Below are 17888 nucleotides of genomic sequence, written 5' to 3' on the forward strand. Positions count from 1 at the left end.
AGAAACCAATACCCCTTTTATAATGAATATTAAAACATCAATTGTAATCTGCCTGCTGATTATTTGTTCCTCAGTTGTTGTTTACCCCCAGGCTAATAAAAAGATTGATTCCTTAAAGCAGGTGGTAGCGCATATTAAGCCAGGCGATAAAGTAACAAAAGCATTTGAATTGATAGCCCTCGGGCAGCAATACACAAATAAGTCCGACTATATATCGGCGATGGATTGTTACCAGCAAAGCCTCAACATAGCGCAAAGTATAAACAGCGACTCGCTTACCGCAAATTGCTATAAGCACATGGCTATAATTGCTTTTGCTCAAAAGAATTATAACCGCGATAGTGTGTATGATGCTGATGCATTGAGGATTTACAAAAAAATTAACGACAAGTTGGGTGAAGGCAGCGTACTGAGAGATATTGGGTCGGCGTACCTTAGACGCGGGATGCCGCTACAGGCAAAAATATACTATGATCAGGCATTGCCAATCTTTAAACAACTGGGGGAGGAGCAACTGGTGGCTGGGATATATTCAAACATGGCCACAATTTATAAAGACAACTACCGGAAATGTATCGAACTACATTTAGCCGCCAAAAGGATATGGGACAAATATCCGGGTGATGATGAACTAATCTCAATTAATACGGGGAATTTAGGAGTAGCCTATTTTTATATGGTACGTTTTGGGGCTTTAAAATCAATCAAGCCCGATTCTATAATTTTCGCCGATTCGGTAAAAGATTTAAAAAATAGCCCAGAAGTATATCAGGCAGGCTATAAAAATGACGGAACTGAGAAACGACATTGAAGATAAGGCGTATTACACCGAAATATTATCTGAATTACAATACCATAACGGCGACTATAAAGGCGCTTACGATAACTTTAACTTTTATCAGGATGTTACCGATTCCATTTTTTCACAGCAAAACAAAAACAAAATTGCTGAACTTGAAAGCAGGAATGAAATTCAAAAGAAGAACCAGCAAATATTAAATCAAAAAATACGGGCCCAATCCCAGCAGCGAAACATTCTGCTTTTATTAGCCGGTTTGCTAATAATGCTGATTATCGGAGGGCTTTATTACCGACTAAGCGCAGTTCGTAAACAAAAGAATATTGCACTAACAAAATTAAACGAGCAACTTGATAGCGCAAATAAACTGAAGGCGAAGTTTTTTGCGATAATTACGCATGATTTGCGGAGCCCGATTGTTAGCCTGGTGAACTTTTTGCAATTGCAAAAACGAGAGGCACGCCTGTTAAGCGAAGAACAAAAAGCTGAACAAGAATCAAAAATCACTAAGTCGGCTGTTGCACTTTTGGAGGTGATGGAAGAAATACTTTTATGGAGTAAAGGGCAAATGGAAAATTTTAGCCCTGAAAAAACGACCGTCGCCGTTACTGGTTTATTCTCTTATTTGAAAGACTTTTTCTCAGGAACTACCGGTATCAATTTTATTTACCAATCAGATGAAAACCTTGTCCTTCGTACCGACGAGAACTATCTAAAGACAATTATGCATAACCTTACGCAAAATGCTGCCAATGCGTTAAAGGGAACACCAGGCGCAACTATTACCTGGAAAGCGTGGGAAGAAAGCGATCAATTTAAACTTTCAATTAGCGATAACGGGCCGGGAATGACCGATGAGCAGGTTAAAAACTTTGAAGAAAACCTGACCATTGGAAGCGCCAAACACGGCCTGGGTTTAAATCTTGTGAAAGATATGGCACAAACAATCGGCTGCACAATTACCCTCAGCTCAAAAAAAGGCACTGGTACAAGTTTCGTTTTAACTTTCAGTTTAGTCCAGGGTTAAATAAATCAAACTAATGGGAACTGATAATCGAGCATATTTTAAAGAAGCTAAAATCAAAATTCTTAATATTAAATACTGTAAACTGACATGAGTTTTTATTATAATTGCTCACTTTATTTTGAGTAATAACTTTAACCTTTATCCTTATGCCTGCTTATCAATTAAACATCAACATCGCTGCCGCCGACCTGCAAACAATTTATGCCGCCAAAGAAAATATCATTTTAATTAAAACAGTGGAGGGCGAGGCTCCTTTTTCGTGGGTCAGTTTTCCTCCTTTTGAGAGTAACGCTGTGACCTGGGATGACGAGACGTATTCTGTTTACGCATCGGTAACCAACAACAGTGGCGTTGTAGTGGTAACAAGCTTTACCGAACAAGCAGCACAGCCTTCACAAAATTACACGTTTGATAAGACTGGCGCCTTTTCGCAGCCCACCCCGGTACCTATCGGGCCGGATGCTTACCAGGTTACCAATCAATATTCTCCGGGCACCGACCTTACATTTGGTTTGGTGCAAGCAGTTTTGGTAAATGGCACAGCTATTGACAAAGCCCTGCTCAATTCGCAATTTATCCCGCTTGCACAGCATGCTATTTTCAGGCCGACAACACAGCTAATCATTTTCCTTGCAAGCAACATCGCGGCGGGAGAAATTGTTGACCCGTCGACAGAAAGCGGTGTTATAAGCCAATCGACAACAATTACGTTTGCTAATGGCATATTTGCAGCAACGGTTACCTATGATGCTGCTACTGGTAGTTTTGTGCAAAGTATTTAAAATAAGGCACATAGCGCTGGGGACATTTGAAATGGGGCTTAAAGGGTAACAAGCTTGTATGAAATTTTAGCAACTTAAAACAAACTAGCCTGCTGCACATCCTGCCCTTGCATTTCGTATTCATAAGCACGGATAAATGCTATAATTTCAGCCCCGTACTGAGCCGCCTTTTGCGGACCTACGCCTTTAACAGCACTCAACGCTTTGAGCACCGGCGGCAGCTTTTCGGCAATGGTCTCCAATGTCTTTTCGGATAATACCATGTTGGGCATAATGTTGTCTTTGGCAGCAACAGTATCCCGCCAGGTTATCAACTGGAAAAAAAGTTTTTCGTTGGGTTTGGCGTTCAACGCCTGCAGGTATGCGCCCAATTTGTTGGCTGGTAAATATTTTTTTAAGCCGAGATAAATATCGCTGGTAAAATCTGATGCAGAAAAATGCTCCATAAGCGAAATACGCGCCATGGCCCAATTAATGAGCTGGTCGGCTTTGGTGGCTTTTTCTTTCGATTGACCTATAAATGCAGGTAGTTGAATATGAAGGTTTTCTATCGTCTCCCGCAGCTTACCGAGAAAATAAGCAGCGGCCGTTTTTATGCGGTCATTATCACACAACGATAACCTCCGAACAAATTTTTCCGCCACGTCGGTAATAGCCGGATCGAGATCAGGGATAAGTTCTTCAAATCCTTTATATTTTCTTTTTAGGCCACCGAAATCAAACAACTCCGCCAGCAGAAACTGCCGGTAAAGTTCGCGGTCGCGTTCCAGCCTTTGAGCATCAGGCTGCAACTGCTTTGCCTGTTCATTAAAACGCCCCACTGCCGGATCACCAATGATATTATTTGCAGTGATGGGATTACGCAGTACCATTCCCGAAAGGCTGCGACAGCGGCTCAAAGCCACATAGGTTTGACCATGGGCAAACGCCTCGCTCACATCAATAATAGCCCTGTCGAAAGTTAATCCCTGGCTTTTATGAATTGTAATTGCCCAGGCCAGCTTTAATGGTATTTGGGCGAAGCTGCCGGCAGTCGTTTCGCTGATCTGCTGCTCTTCCAATTGGTATTTAACGTTCGTCCACTCAACGGCCTGCACGGCAATTTCTTTGCTTTCTCCGCATTGAACAAAAACAGTGTCGGCCGCGAGCTTGGTAACGGTACCTATTTTCCCATTGTAATAAAGCTTTTCAGCCGAGCTATCGTTTTTTACAAACATCACTTGTGCGCCAACTTTTAGCTTGAGGCTGGTTTCGGTTGGATAGGCGTCTTTCGGAAATTCGCCCCTTATTGTTGCCGTAAATTCAGACTCATCACCTTCCAGCGCTTCAACAAATTCGCTATTGATTTGCTGAGCAAGCCCATTATGGGTAGTTAAAGTTATATATGGGTCATCTTTGGCGGGATGAAAACCCGGCTGGTGCCTCGCATTCAGCAGTTCCAGGCTTTTGGGGCTGATGGACTGGTTGCGCACCTCATTCAAAATATCGACAAATGCCTGTTCTTTTTGGCGGTATACATGGTCGAGTTCAATGCGCACATAGGGCGCTTTCTGCATAACTATGCTGCTGAAAAAATACGGGGTGGAATAATACCTGCTCAACATAATCCACTCTTCGTCCCTTATAATCGGGCTCAATTGTGAAAGATCGCCGATAAGCAGTAATTGCACGCCGCCAAATGGCGATGGACATTCCTTTATGTTGCGCAGTATAAGGTCTATTTGATCGAGTACATCAGGCCTTACCATGCTTACCTCGTCTATAATAAGCAGTTCAAGATTTTCCAGTAATTCTCTTTTCTCGGCGCTGTAATATGCGTCCGGCTTTGCATCTCCCGAAGGTATAATAGGGCCGAAAGGAATTTGAAACAGCGAATGGATGGTCATCCCCCCGGCATTAATCGCTGCAACGCCTGTTGGAGCAACAACGGCGAGTTTCTTTTTACAATTCTGCCTTATTTGTTGTAGGAATGTTGTTTTACCTGTGCCAGCTTTACCAGTCAGGAAAACCACTGTGTTGGTTGATTCAACGTAGTCGAAAGCTAATTGCATTACCGGGTTCATTGTGGTAAAGTTATACTAATATTTTTAGTTTTTAACCTGTTTTTATTAACAAAATAGACGCTGTAAAGTTAGTTTGATAGCTGAATTCACCCATTGGTTAGATGCTTATAAGCGATGTTGTTTTTTAGTTTTCTACACCCGAGTTTCGTGTAAAATAAAAGCTTATTTTTAATTCAAATAATATCAAAGTATCATATGGTCTTAATAAAAATTCGCAGTGGTCTAAAATTATTAATAATAGTTTCGTTACTGGTTGCAGTCATGTCCAATGCCAACGGTCAGGCAAACAATATCATCATAAAAAACATTCGCCAGACAGTGGAAAAAATCAATACCGATAAAACATTAAAAATTATTAAACTGGAGAATGAAGACGTTTCGCAAGAAATGCCCGATGGCGGCCTTTCGTTAACCGGATACATCAACGGGAAATCGATTTGTAAAATTGATTATTGGGCAGGCCTTTCATATTGTATACGTCAGTACAGTTTTTACTTTAATAAAAAGGGTAAGATAGCCTTCATTTACGAGACCGAGGAAGATTTTTCGAAAGATAAGCATGGCGGGCTGGACCACGGCAAGACAGTTCCTGCTTTTGAAGGTCGGTATTATTTAGATAATGGGCAAGCAATTGATATAAAACTCAAAGGCAAAAAGCGAATGGGCGAAAATCCATCGGTTAAAGAAATAGGGGATTTAGTATCGGATGCCAAAACATACGTGAAACTTTTATCCGACCGGATAAAATGAATAGCAGGTTATTGCATATACTAAAAAAACAGCATCTGGAAAGCTATCTAAGTACTGGCTTAATATCAATTACAGGCGTCTGATCAAGCACCTCAAGGCCGGCTACTTTAATTACGCCGTCTGCCGATAGATCAATAACCGTTACCGGGTGGATGCCGATGGGGTTAGGCCGGGCTGGCGACCGTGTTGAAAAGACGCCAACAACCGGGGCATCTACGTTATTGCGCGGGTAGCATTTTATAACGCTACTGTCGGCGGCATGCAGCCAGGTTAGTAGCAAAATTTCGGCGCCTGGTTTTATGTCTTTAATACCTTCTATAAATTCCGGGTAGATAATCACTTCCGCATCCGGCGCATTTTCGTTACCCTGCAACGGGCAATCTTCAATAGTTTTTAACACCGAATTTATTTTGCCGATATATTTTATTGTTGCATCCATAGTCTATTTAACAAATATTTATACAAAGCCTACCCCGACGTTATCGAATCTAAATTAAACGTATTAAATTATCCGGTTAAATAAAATGTAAAAAGATACTCCATTACCCGGAGCACCTTTTTACATGATTATTAATTATTATAAGGTTTGCATTTAGTGACTGCCAAAATCGCCGACCTTGTAGGTGCCAACCAACGGACGAAACGCAATATTGATACGGTTATAACTGTTAATAGTATTAACAGCAACGGTTAAATCAACCAGTTCGTCTTCGGTAAACTGGCTGCTTGCCTGTTCAAAAACCTCGTCAGAAACGGTGTTATCGGTTAATTTGGTTAGAGCCTCGGCCGAGGTGAGCGCAGCCCTTTCCCGGTCGGTAAAAAAAGGAGTATCGCGCCAGGCATCCATAACATAAAGGCGTTGTTCGGTTTCGCCTTTAGCGCGTAAATCCTTTGAGTGCATATCCAGGCAAAATCCGCATCCGTTAATTTGCGATACCCTAAAGTAAATTAAATCTAAAAGCGATTTTTCAATTGGCGATTTAGCAAGATAGCTTCCCAAACCATACATAGCTTTAAACGCATTCTGTCCTTTTTCAAACAAATTAATTCTTGGTTCCATTTTCGTAATATTTATTTTGTTATTTATACCTCAATGATGGATGAGATTCGCGGAAATGAACGTTTTGAATAATCTTTTTTTAAATTTGATATTAAGGAATGCTAACTCACTTATTAGCAGGTAATAAAATTTCGAAGGATATAATAATGAACATCTCGAAAATTAGCGACGCTTTATTTCTTGAAGCAATTGCGGCTGTTGACGGCGGCAATATCCCTGTGCTGAAAGGTTTGATAACTGCGCATCCACGCCTTATAAGTGAACGACTAAACTACCCATCGGGTGATTATTTCGACAACCCGTATCTTCTATGGTTTATCGCCGACAATCCCATCCGCAATGAAAAACTTCCGGCTAATATTGTCGAGGTTACTGCTTTGCTTATAGCTGAAATAAAGAAACATGCACCCGACACCGTTCAAAAGCAACTTGATTATGCGCTAGGCCTGGTAACTACCGGACGGATACCCCGGGAATGTGGTGTACAAATACAGCTAATGGATGTTCTAATTGACGCCGGGGCCACGCCCGGTGGTGGTTCGGGCGCGCTTGCCAATGGTAACATTGAGGCTGCCGCTCATCTTATAAAACGAGGCGGCAAACTAACGCTTGGTACCGCAATTGGCCTCGGTTGGTCGGATGAGGTTACCCGCCTTGCCCTCGTTGCAGCTGACGACGAAAAATTGGCAGCGCTGGCGATGTCTGCATTTTATGGTAAAACTGATATGATAGCCTATTTGTTGAGCATCGGTGTCGCCCCTAATGATTATCCGAAAAACGGCACGGGTTTCCATACGCATGCAACGCCGCTTCACCAGGCCGTATGCTCACGTTCGCTGGATTCAGTGAAGCTGCTGGTTAAAGCAGGGGCCAGGCTCGACCTTACAGACAAAGCATACGGCGGAACACCATTGGGTTGGGCTAAATACATGCAGACTGAAGATACTGACGAGCAACATCAAAAGGAGTACGCAGTTATAGAAGCCTATCTTTCAGGCCTAAACTAGCACCTTTATCTTATCAACGTAACATTGCCCGAAAGCACCTGGTTGAAGAGTTTGGTATCTATTACGTAATAATAAACCCCCACCGGCAACTGTTTGCCGTTGTATATCCCGTCCCAGGGTTTATCATAGCCGATAGAGTGATATACCTTTTGGCCGTAGCGGGTAAATATATCAACGGTGGCTTCGGTGTATGCAATTAAGCCTTGTATGTTCCATAAGTCGTTCACGCCATCACTATTGGGCGTAAAAGTATTAGGCACTACAACCTCCGGCGAAACCTTTACCATAGTTGAGTCGCTGCTTACGCACCCGCGGCTGTCTGTAACCGTAAGCGTATAAGTGCGGTCAACAATACCTGTTATTATCGGATTTTTTATTTTATTATCGCTTATATCAATATTGGGCGTCCATAAGTATTGCACATTGTTATCACTTACATTTGGGTGCAGCGTAATTGTGCGATTGCGTAGTACATATCGTAACTTTTCGGCAGTAACTTTTGCAGGCGGGATAAACGTTATCTTCATGGTATCAGTTTCAATCTGGCACGGCCCTGGGTTAGTGACATGTAGCACCAGGTTAACAAATCCGGCTTTTACGTCAGCCGCGCTGGGAAGATAATTTGCATTGTAGTCTGTTGCCGATGGTGTAAAGCTTCCTCCTGGGCCGGTGGACGTCCACTGGGCCTGGGTTCCCGCAAGTATAGGCGAGCCGGCTAATTGTATAGTTGGCGTCTGTTCGCAGACGGCTTGGTCGGGCCCGGCTTTTACAGCAGGTAGAGGCCCGAAAAAAACGGTAACATCGTCTGTAGAAATTGTACAATTATCGTCGCTGGTCGAAGTGAGCGTAAAAGTAACCTGGCCGTCGTTCTTTTCGTCCTGAGATGGCTTATAGTGTGCATTTAAATCTGTAAGTGATGAAAATGTTCCGGCATTGGTACTGTGCGACGACCATATCCCTGTTCCTCTTCCACCCTTTACGGTGCCGGCTAATATAATTTCCGGGTCTGTTATACAAACGATCTGGTCTGGGCCTGCGTTGGCTAATCCAGGTGTTCTTATTTCCACAAGCTGTGTTGTTGATACCTCGCTCGAGCAGCCATTAACGGTAACAGTTAAACTATAAACACCAGTGTTAGCGACCGATGCGTTGGGGATATCCGGATTTTGGTCGGTAGATGAATAACCATTAGGGCCTGTCCACATAAATGCACCGCCAGCAACATCACCTGTACGTAATTGCAAAGTACTGCCAACACATATAGGTGCATTAGTATTAGCAACAGGTTTATCTGGCTGCGGGTGAACAAACACCGCCAGCGTGAAACTTTTTCCGGGACACCCATTCGCAAAAGGCGTAATAGCATAATATACATTGATGGAAACAGGAGTGTGGTTTACAAGTGTCTCCGTAATGGTTGATGACGTTTGATTGGTTACAGTTGGATTGGTGATACCTGGTACTGCAAGCCGGCTCCAAATATATGTTGCCGATGGTATGTTTGAAGATATTACGTAATTTTGCGGCACGTTGCTACATGCCTCTCCGGCGTCTGCACTTGTTACCTTCACCGATGGGTTCACCGTTACATCCAGCTCAAACGGAATACCGGTACAGGTTAGTGTTTGTGATGTGATGATATATTTAACAACGATTGGTGCATCCGTAGTATTAATTAAAGTTTCGCGAATGGTAGCTGTGTTTTGTCCAGAGACTGCCGCGTTCGTTATCCCCGGTACTGCAGCCCGGCTCCACTCAAAATCTGCAGCGGTATTAAAAGTAATATCATAATTCACAGGTGCTTCGTTGCATATGGCAGGCGGCTGTCCGCTTGTAACTATTGGGGTTGGATAAACGGTGACCGCGTATTTAAATGGAGTACCCTGGCAGCCATTATTTATTGGGGTTATAATGTAGGCGACATTTACAGCAGCACCGCTTGTATTTAATAAAATTTCGGTAATGGTATTGCTGGATTGGTTTGCCGCCGGTGCATTACTTATACCAGCAACGGCCGCCCGGCTCCACAAAAAGGTAGCAGCTGCAATATCTGCTGTTATGGTATAGTTTAAAGCATTGCCGCTACAAACAGTACCTGTGGATGCACTTGTTACATTGGGAAGCGCCGATACCGTTACATCTACCTGTGTCCGCGGGCTGGTACAACCATTAATGGTTACCTGCACATAATAAGTTTGATTTGTTGTTAGGGCAGGCGTAGTATAGGTGCTGTTTTTTGATAAAAGGTTTCCACCGGCCGCCGCATCGTACCATTCAAAATTTCCGGTTAAATCAGCAGGAATAAGTATAGCAGTGTTACCCGCACATATTGGTGCTGGTGGCACAACCGGCGCTGCAGGAATATTATTAACGGTTACGAGCACAGTTGTACGCGGGCTGGTAACACCAAGGCTATTTACAGCCTCAACATAGTAGGTGGTATTAACCATTAACACAGGCGTTGTAAAGTTGGCGCCGGTAAATAACAAGTTACCGGCAACCAGCGCGTCGTACCATTTGTAAGTCCCTCCGGGCGCAATTGCACTTAAATTTGCGCTGCTGCCTAAACAGGTTGAATTACCCGTAACTGTTGGGGCAAAAGGCCCGTTTTTAAAAGTTATGGTCATTTTATCCGACTTTGGCCCACATGAGCCAGCCGGATCATCAGAGGTAAAAGTAAGCGTAGCGGATAGCTCGCCGGCACCTGGTGTATAAACAGGGTTAGGTATTGTGGTATTTGAAAACGAGCCCGTACCGCCCGACCATGTACCCTTGGGAACACCGCTTACGGTGCCTGCCAGTTGAACCGCGCTGCCTGCCGTAACAGTTTGATCGGGCCCGGCACTAACGGTTGCCGCCTGTTCAACGGTAACATCTGTGCTCGAGGTACTTCCACTACACCCACCGGTAGCCGTAATAGTATTTGTTACCGTATATTTCTGTGGAATACTTTTTTTTAGGTCAATTTCGCCTGTAGCGCTGTTAATAACCAAACCTGCCGGCGTAGCGGTAAAATTGCCACCGCTGCCAAGTAAACCAAAGTTCGGGAGTGGGTTCGCAGCATCCTGGCAGAAATTCGGGCTGCTATAGGAGAACGACGAATTAGCAACTGTAAAAATTTTGAATCTGGCTTTTTCCGGGGTCGAGCAACTGCCTTTCCCAACAAAAGTGATGGTATAAATTCCGGGCGTGCTGCTACTTATTGTTATCGCTCCTGTTGTAGGGTCTATAATTAACCCCGCCGGTGATGCGCTGAATGTGCCTCCTGCTGGCTCAAAAATGGTAGGGGCAATTGTACCGGGTGTAAGCGAACAAACCGAACCTGCCGGATATTTAAATTGTGGTGTTATTGTTGAGCCAACTGTTACAGTAACTGGTGTGCGGCTGCTTATGCATGATCCTGCTACACTTTGTACATAGTAAGTGGTAGTTGCAATTAATGCAGGGGTTATGAAGGTCGGGCCGATTTTAACCCGGTTGCCGGCAGCCGGTGCATCATACCATTCGATACTGCCGCTTGCTGCAGTGGCTGTTAAAGTTGCTTTTGATCCTGAGCAAACGTTTGTGCCCGATGCCGTTGGCGCTGTCGGAACGGGATTTATTGTTACAGTTACTGCCTTGCGCGCACTTGTGCAGCCATTAACGGTTGTTTGAACGTAATAAGTTGTAGTTGTTATTAACGGCGGGGTCGTATATGCCTGTCCTGTCGCCAACTGGGTGCCCCCGGTTGCAGCGTCATACCATTGGTAAGTCCCGGTACTGCCTGACGCTGTCAACGAAGCCGGGCTACCCGAACAGGTTGACGTATTGGCGGCACTTGGCGGGTTCACTACTGGGGTAACTGTAACAGTTACAGCTTTACGGGGGCTAACGCAACCGCTTATAGTTGTTTGTACATAATATTTAGTTGTTACGGTTAGTGCCGGGGTAGTAAAGGCAGTGCCTGTAAACAATGGTACGCCACCAGAGGCAACATCAAACCATTGGTAAGATCCACCGGGCCCTGTAGCTGTTAAGGTAGTTGTTGAGCCATTGCAAATAATTGCACCTGCTACCGATGGTGCGGCGGGAGGCGGGTTTATAACCACGGTTACCTTTGAGCGGGCACTTGTGCAGCCACCATTGTTATACAACACATAGTAGGTTGTTGTGGAGTTAAGTACCGGTGTTTGATAGGTGAGCCCGGTTTGCAACAGCGTTCCGCCTGCGGGTAAATCATACCACTCGTAGGTACCGGTTGCTGGTGGCGAGGCTGAGGCAGTAAGTAAAATCGACGACCCTTTGCAGGTAGTTTGTATCTGATCGCCAGGAGCTGCTGGGATAGGAGTAACCGTAACCGTAACGGGTACCCGCGAACTTACGCAGTTATTTATTGAATTTTCAACATAGTAGGTTGTGCTGACATTTAAGGGTGGTGTTGTATAATCGGGGCTTAAAATAAGGGCAGTACCACCGCTTGGTACATCATACCAGGCAAAAATGCCCGGCCCTGGCGTAGCATGCAGGCTGGCTTTTGACCCGGCACAAACCGATGTTCCCTGCACAACTGGTGTTTGCGGCGCAGGCGTTACGGTTACATTCACTGGGGTGCGGGCACTGGTACATCCACTTATTACTGCTACCACATAATAGATGGTGCTGGTCGTTAACGGCGGCGTTACAAAATTCGCGCCGCTGGCTATTGGGCTGCCTCCGCTTGCCGAGCTATACCATTCGTAACTGCTGCCTCCGCTTGCAGTTAACGTAGTTCCATTCCCGAAGCAAACTGTCGCATCTTTTACAGTCGGGTTACCCGTTGCATTAACAAAAACCGGGGTACGCAGGCTTGGGCAGCCGTTTATCGTGGTTTGTACATAAAAAGTTATCCCCGAGTTAATGGCTGGGGTTACATAGGTGTCGCCACTAAATAGAAAGGTACCTCCGGTGGGCGCATCGTACCATTGGTAAGCGCCGCCGGGGCCGCTGGCAGTCAGTGTGGCCGATGTACCGGGGCAAACCAAAGTATTGCCGGTTACGGTGGGTGCATTGGGGCTTACACCTACACTTATGGTAATATTACCGCTAACACCCGGGCAACCCGGCGATGTTACCGTAACGCTGTAGGTGCCTTCTTTGTTTACGGTGGTTGTCGGGCCGCTGGCGCCGTTGCTCCATACATATGTAAAGGGGCCGTTGCCGCCCGAAGGCGTGGCGGTTAACAAAACGCTATTGCCCGAACAAATACTTGTGTTTGAAGCAGATACATTAACACCCTGCGCGCATTGGCTGTAGCCGCTTAGTGATAACAATAAACAAACAAGAACAAGTAAGTAATTCCTCATAAACGTTAATGAGTGTTTTTCCCTTTCAGATACGGCTAAATAAAGTAATTAGCTGCCTGTGCTAAATAATAAATTAACTTTAATACGGAATATTGCCCGTATTTGTTTAGTTATTAGCACGTTTAACTGTTAAGAATATTGGCAGTTAATTATTAAGTAAAAGTACAAAAAACAAAAGAGACGTAACAAACTTAATACACGGAAGTTACCAAGACAAGGCTGCCGATGTTAATAAACCGATGCGGAGATGCTTATATTAACCAAAGTATATTAAAACGGCGACGAGATGATTTCAGATTGCCGTTTTACTTATATTAGCCCGCCACTATTTTACAACCAGTAATTAACTATATCATGCCTGCAATTTTCAGAACCACGCTTGCGTTGCTGCTTTCAACATTTTTGCTAACTGACGGTTTTTGTCAGACGACAGCAAATAAGTATAAAAAAAGTGCCGTCGGTACCAATGACGCCGTTGAGTTATGGCTTACAGATCCAACAGACTCAATATTATTTAAACGGGAAAAAGTTGTACAGTCGGGAGTTTCAAATCAGTCGCCAACCATAAAGATCAACAAATTGCAGGCTTATCAATCTATCGATGGTTTTGGGTATGCGCTAACCGGGGGCAGTGCCATGCTGATAAACAAAATGACACCGGCTGGCAGGGCAAAACTTTTACATGAGTTATTTACAACTCAAGGCAATGCCATTGGTGTAAGTTATTTGAGGATAAGTGTGGGCTCGTCTGATTTGGACGACCATGTTTTTTCGTACGATGATTTGCCAAAAAGTGAAAACGACCCCGAGCTGAAAAAATTCAGCCTTGCAAACGATGAAGGAAATTTGATACCGGTTTTAAAACAAATACTGGCTATAAATCCGAAGATAAAAATATTGATATCACCATGGTCGCCACCGGCCTGGATGAAAACCAATGAAGAAACATATGGCGGCAATTTGAAACCGGAGTATTATAAAACCTACGCCCAATACTTCGTTAAATATATTAACGGCATGGCAGCGCGCGGGATAAGAATTGATGCTTTAACCATTCAAAATGAACCGCTCAACCCCAAAAACAACCCCAGTATGGTGATGGAAGCACCACAACAGGCTGATTTTATTGCCAATAATTTAGGCCCGGCGTTAGCGGCTGCTGAACTCAAAACAAAAATTATCCTGTACGATCATAACGCCGACAGGCCCGATTATCCGATATCGATCTTAGATAATAAAGAAGCCGCTAAATATGTAGATGGTTCGGCGTTTCATTTATATGGCGGTAAAATCGATGCTTTATCGACTGTGCATAACGCGCATCCTGACAAGGCTTTATACTTTACTGAGCAGTGGGTTGGGTCGCCGGGCAACCTTAAAAATGAATTAAAATTTCACGTTAAGGAAATTATTATTGGTGCTACCCGCAACTGGAGCCGCAATGTGATTGAATGGAATTTGGCTGCCGACCAAAACCAGGAACCGCATACCCCCGGGGGCTGCGACCGCTGTTTAGGGGCTATAACAATAACAGGCGACGACGTTACCCGTAACCCGGCATATTATATTATTGCTCATGCCGCCAAATTTGTGAGACCGGGCTCAAAAAGGGTGGAATCAAATTTATTGCCGGGTCTACCAAACGTTGCATTTGTTAACCCCGATGGTAAACTGGTACTGATAGTTTATAATGACGACTCGTCATCGCGCAGCTTTAGAATTGCCTTTGGCAAAAAAGCGGTGTCGTCGGCATTAAACGCAGGTGCTGTGGGTACTTATGTTTTAAATTAAGATTTTGACAAATTAAAGACAAATACTCCTTGTAAATCAGCAGCCTGATGTACGTAAAGATACATCAGGCTGTCGATTTTATTACCCCATCGCTTTGTTCAAAGCGATTATGGCAGTATCAAAGTCCTCCCTGTCAATTAAGAACTGGATATTTACTTTTCGCAAAGCGAAGCCGGCACTCTTAATATTGATATGTTTGTCAGCAAGCGCCATCGCAGATTTAGCCAGTAGTCCGGGCCTATCCATGTTAGAGCCTATCAGGCAAACCATCGCCGCTTTTTCAACGGTCACTTTCTCAAATTTATCTTCCAACTCGTGTATCAGTTTTTTACTGAAATCTTTCTCCCAAATCACTATCGATATGCTGTTGGCATTGGTAGCCTTAAAATTATAGCTGATGTTGTGATTATAGAATAACTGCATAATCTCCAGGTCACTTCCCGGCGTGCCCACCATTGATGGGTCGTAAATGTCGATGATAATTACTTTATCAGTGCCGGTAATAACTTCAACGCGCTTGTGTTCGCAAATATATTCGCGGGTTATTAGCGTTCCGGGGTGCTCAGGGTCGAATGTGTTTTTAATTCGAAGGTTTATATCATTGATTTCCAATGGCTTTGATGCCTTTGGGTGAATGGCTTCCATGCCCACATCGGCCAGCTGATCAGCAACATCGTAATTGGTGTTTCCTACAGGGTAGCAATTGTCGACACCAACTAAAACAGGGTCGGCAGTGCATAAATGGTATTCTTTGTGGATGATGGCTTCCTCGGGTTTAACAGCCACGGCTATCTTACTGAACGTAACTTCGGAATAACCACGGTCAAATTCGCGCATAATACCTTCAGTGCCTTTGGCGTAGCCGGTAACAATGCATATAGTTTTCTCAAAATCAATATGTTGCAGGTCGCGTTTAATGCGCTGGTCGATAGTGTAGGAGTGGTGATCGTTAAAGCCACTCAAATCAACCAGGGTGGCATTAATGCCCATATGCTGCAAAATATTGCTAAAGTTGAAGGCCGAATGGCTTTCACCAATAGATGCCAAAATCTCCCGTGCGGCCTGTAAAATACCCTCGCTGCTCACATAGCCCGACGATAGGATGTTAGCAAGGTTCTCCAGGTAGGTTTGTGCATCTTGTATACGTTTTTCAATAAATGCGTCAGCCTCAACAATGTTCAAACCCAAATCTTCGTAGGTTTTGTTTATTTGCTTAAGCTTTATTACCAACTCATTCAGTGGTTTATGAAAATCTTTAAAATTTGCCAGGTTGTGGTAAACGCCGGGCTCGCCGGTTTTCTTATTTTCGAGCAACAGGTTGGTAACCCCCGAAAATGCCGATACTACAAAAATGCGGTTGTACAAGTGCTCGCCGCTGCGGTTAAAGAGGATGATGTTTTGGATTACATCTTTTAATGCGGACATGGATGTACCGCCGATTTTTTCTACTGTTAACATTTTGAACTAAGCTTCTGTAGCGAAGCGCTAAATTGGTGCCGTTAATTAAAAACTTATTTAGTTGTTTAACCCACAGCTTATTATGATTTTTTATTGAAGTTAATTATTACTGCGATGGCTATCGTTTTGATAAACTCTTATCAAAATGAAGTGATTTTATTCTTCCTTATGATAAAGGTCGCCGGCCTTGGCAGCAGAGAGTTTTATACCCTTTATCATAGCTGAACTAAAGCCATTGTGTTCCATCTCGTTTAAGCCGGCAATAGTACAGCCGCTTGGCGACGTTACTTTATCAATTTCCTGCTCGGGGTGTGATGATAGCTGTAGGAGCAGATCCGCAGCGCCTTTGGCCGTTTGGGCAGCCATTTTTAAAGCATCGTGCGCGTGGAAGCCAATTTCTGTTCCACCCTGTGAGGCTGCGCGTATGGACCTTAAGAAGAACGCTATACCACAAGCGCACAAAGCGGTGGCCGATGTCATTAGTTCCTCGTTTATTTGTATTGTTACACCCACAGTTTCAAAAAGCGAACGCACAAAATTGATATTTTTAGGTGTGCCGTTATCGGTAGCTATACAAGTCATGGAATGGCCGATGGCTATAGCTGTGTTAGGCATGGCCCGCACAACCTGTACATTTAAATCCAGCTGTGTTCGGATGTCGCCACAGCTAACACCTGATACTACAGATATAAGTAGTTGTTTATCAGGCTTTATAGATGGCTTTATCTCGTCAAGCAGTTTATTTAGCTGGTGAGGCAAAACCGCAAGTACTACAAAGTCGGCTTTACGAACCGCCTTAAGGTTATTGTCGGTTGTATGGTAACCCAGCTCAGCATAAGGAGCCAGCGCACCCGCATTGCGGCGGGTTAGCGAAATTTGCTGCGGCTTGCATATCCCTGCCTTAACTAATCCTTTTGCTAATGAAAGCCCTATATTTCCGCTGCCTAATATGGCAATGTGCTGCTGTGAATTCATTCGTATCTGCTTAAAAGTGTGCCAAATGGTTCGTTATTTTTCAATTTGCCAAGGTCGTTTGAGTGACCGATAATTACGCCCTTTACACCACACGAGATGGCTGCAAAGGCATTATCCAGCTTGGGCAACATTCCGCTGTGTATAATTTGTTCAGTTTTCAATTCTTCGTAACGTTTAGGGCTGATATCCTTTATCAGCGATTCCTCGTCGTTTATATCTTTCAATACACCCTTTTTCTCGAAACAATAAATAAGGGTTGTTTTGTATAACCCCGATAGCGCTACAGCCAGGGCCGAAGCAATGGTGTCGGCATTGGTATTTAGCAACTGCCCTTCGCCATCGTGCGTTAAAGCACAAAAAACAGGGGTAAAGCCGCCATCCATCAGGTTCTTTAAGTTTTTAGGATTTATCGAGTTTTCATCAATATCGCCAACAAAACCATAGTCAATTGTTTTTACCGGGCGTTTCTTCGCACGGATAAAATCACCGTCGGCGCCTGTTAAACCAATAGCGTTGGTGCCAAACCGTTGCAGCTGAGCCACTATGTTCTTGTTAATCAGTCCGCCATACACCATGGTTACTACTCTTAAAGTTTCAATATCTGTAATCCTGCGACCGTCAACCAGCTTTGGCTCAATACCAAGTGTTTCGGAAAGCTGGGTTGCAACCTTACCACCGCCATGAACCAGTATTTTAAATCCGTCGAGTGCATTGAAATCTTTCAGGAAATTGTGCAGGTTTTCTGAATTATCTATAACATTTCCACCAATTTTAATAACATACAGATTGGTATCGGTACCGTTCTTGGTGGAAATCGTATTGATTTTGCTCATATCACCCAAATTATCAACACTA

The 17888-nt window shown here is 44.0% G+C and carries 13 protein-coding genes; 6 read left to right on the forward strand and 7 right to left on the reverse strand.

Features of this window, described 5'->3' with window-relative positions:
• The first annotated feature begins 22 nt into the window (after positions 1-22).
• The 3 genes from Q0R52_RS15830 to Q0R52_RS15840 all read left to right on the forward strand — a co-directional run bounded on the left by Q0R52_RS15830 (position 23) and on the right by Q0R52_RS15840 (position 2608).
• Positions 23-811 carry a tetratricopeptide repeat protein gene (locus Q0R52_RS15830; RefSeq protein WP_295795974.1) on the forward strand — a complete coding sequence of 263 codons (789 nt, stop codon included), beginning with the start codon at positions 23-25 and terminating at the stop codon, positions 809-811.
• On the forward strand, positions 786-1826 hold the full coding sequence (locus Q0R52_RS15835) for a HAMP domain-containing sensor histidine kinase (RefSeq protein ID WP_295795976.1): 1041 nt from the start codon (positions 786-788) through the stop codon (positions 1824-1826). Before Q0R52_RS15830 ends, Q0R52_RS15835 begins: the two co-directional genes overlap by 26 nt.
• 146 nt (positions 1827-1972) lie before the next feature.
• The gene (locus tag Q0R52_RS15840) at positions 1973-2608 is read left to right on the forward strand and encodes a hypothetical protein (protein ID WP_295795978.1); all 636 of its coding nucleotides are present in this window, start codon (positions 1973-1975) and stop codon (positions 2606-2608) included.
• Positions 2609-2682: 74 nt separating this feature from the next.
• On the opposite strand, the gene Q0R52_RS15845 is transcribed toward Q0R52_RS15840, so the two are convergent.
• Positions 2683-4671 (reverse strand): HRDC domain-containing protein, encoded by a 1989-nt coding sequence (locus tag Q0R52_RS15845; protein WP_295795979.1) that lies wholly within the window; start codon positions 4669-4671, stop codon positions 2683-2685.
• 318 nt (positions 4672-4989) lie between these two features.
• Between Q0R52_RS15845 and Q0R52_RS15850 the strand changes: the two genes are divergently transcribed.
• Positions 4990-5421 carry a hypothetical protein gene (locus Q0R52_RS15850; protein ID WP_295795981.1) on the forward strand — a complete coding sequence of 144 codons (432 nt, stop codon included), beginning with the start codon at positions 4990-4992 and terminating at the stop codon, positions 5419-5421.
• 43 nt (positions 5422-5464) lie between these two features.
• Here Q0R52_RS15850 and tsaA read toward each other — a convergent pair whose 3' ends face one another.
• Together tsaA and Q0R52_RS15860 are read right to left on the reverse strand one after the other, a co-directional pair.
• On the reverse strand, positions 5465-5860 hold the full coding sequence (tsaA, locus tag Q0R52_RS15855; RefSeq protein ID WP_295795983.1) for a tRNA (N6-threonylcarbamoyladenosine(37)-N6)-methyltransferase TrmO: 396 nt from the start codon (positions 5858-5860) through the stop codon (positions 5465-5467).
• A gap of 153 nt (positions 5861-6013) precedes the next feature.
• Positions 6014-6481 carry a carboxymuconolactone decarboxylase family protein gene (locus Q0R52_RS15860; RefSeq protein ID WP_295795985.1) on the reverse strand — a complete coding sequence of 156 codons (468 nt, stop codon included), beginning with the start codon at positions 6479-6481 and terminating at the stop codon, positions 6014-6016.
• A 98-nt stretch (positions 6482-6579) separates the two neighbouring features.
• Here Q0R52_RS15860 and Q0R52_RS15865 point away from each other — a divergent pair, with 98 nt between their 5' ends.
• A complete protein-coding gene (locus tag Q0R52_RS15865; protein WP_295795987.1) occupies positions 6580-7488 on the forward strand; it encodes an ankyrin repeat domain-containing protein in 909 nt (302 codons plus the stop codon).
• 5 nt (positions 7489-7493) lie between these two features.
• Here the strand turns inward: Q0R52_RS15865 and Q0R52_RS15870 are convergent, their stop codons facing one another.
• Positions 7494-12809: a PKD-like domain-containing protein gene (locus Q0R52_RS15870; protein ID WP_295795989.1), complete on the reverse strand. Its 5316-nt coding sequence runs from the start codon at positions 12807-12809 to the stop codon at positions 7494-7496.
• A 354-nt stretch (positions 12810-13163) separates the two neighbouring features.
• Here Q0R52_RS15870 and Q0R52_RS15875 point away from each other — a divergent pair, with 354 nt between their 5' ends.
• Positions 13164-14600, forward strand: a complete 1437-nt coding sequence (locus tag Q0R52_RS15875) for a glycoside hydrolase family 30 beta sandwich domain-containing protein (RefSeq protein ID WP_295795991.1) — start codon at positions 13164-13166, stop codon at positions 14598-14600.
• A gap of 81 nt (positions 14601-14681) precedes the next feature.
• Here Q0R52_RS15875 and Q0R52_RS15880 read toward each other — a convergent pair whose 3' ends face one another.
• The 3 genes from Q0R52_RS15880 to argB all read right to left on the reverse strand — a co-directional run bounded on the left by Q0R52_RS15880 (position 14682) and on the right by argB (position 17866).
• Positions 14682-16058 (reverse strand): aspartate kinase, encoded by a 1377-nt coding sequence (locus Q0R52_RS15880; RefSeq protein WP_295795992.1) that lies wholly within the window; start codon positions 16056-16058, stop codon positions 14682-14684.
• Between the two features lie 156 nt (positions 16059-16214).
• Positions 16215-17033 (reverse strand): pyrroline-5-carboxylate reductase, encoded by an 819-nt coding sequence (proC, locus tag Q0R52_RS15885; protein WP_295795995.1) that lies wholly within the window; start codon positions 17031-17033, stop codon positions 16215-16217.
• On the reverse strand, positions 17030-17866 hold the full coding sequence (gene argB / locus Q0R52_RS15890) for an acetylglutamate kinase (protein WP_295795997.1): 837 nt from the start codon (positions 17864-17866) through the stop codon (positions 17030-17032). Before argB ends, proC begins: the two co-directional genes overlap by 4 nt.
• Positions 17867-17888: the final 22 nt, after the last annotated feature.

The organism is Mucilaginibacter sp. (assembly GCF_025359345.1).
GTDB lineage: Bacteria > Bacteroidota > Bacteroidia > Sphingobacteriales > Sphingobacteriaceae > Mucilaginibacter.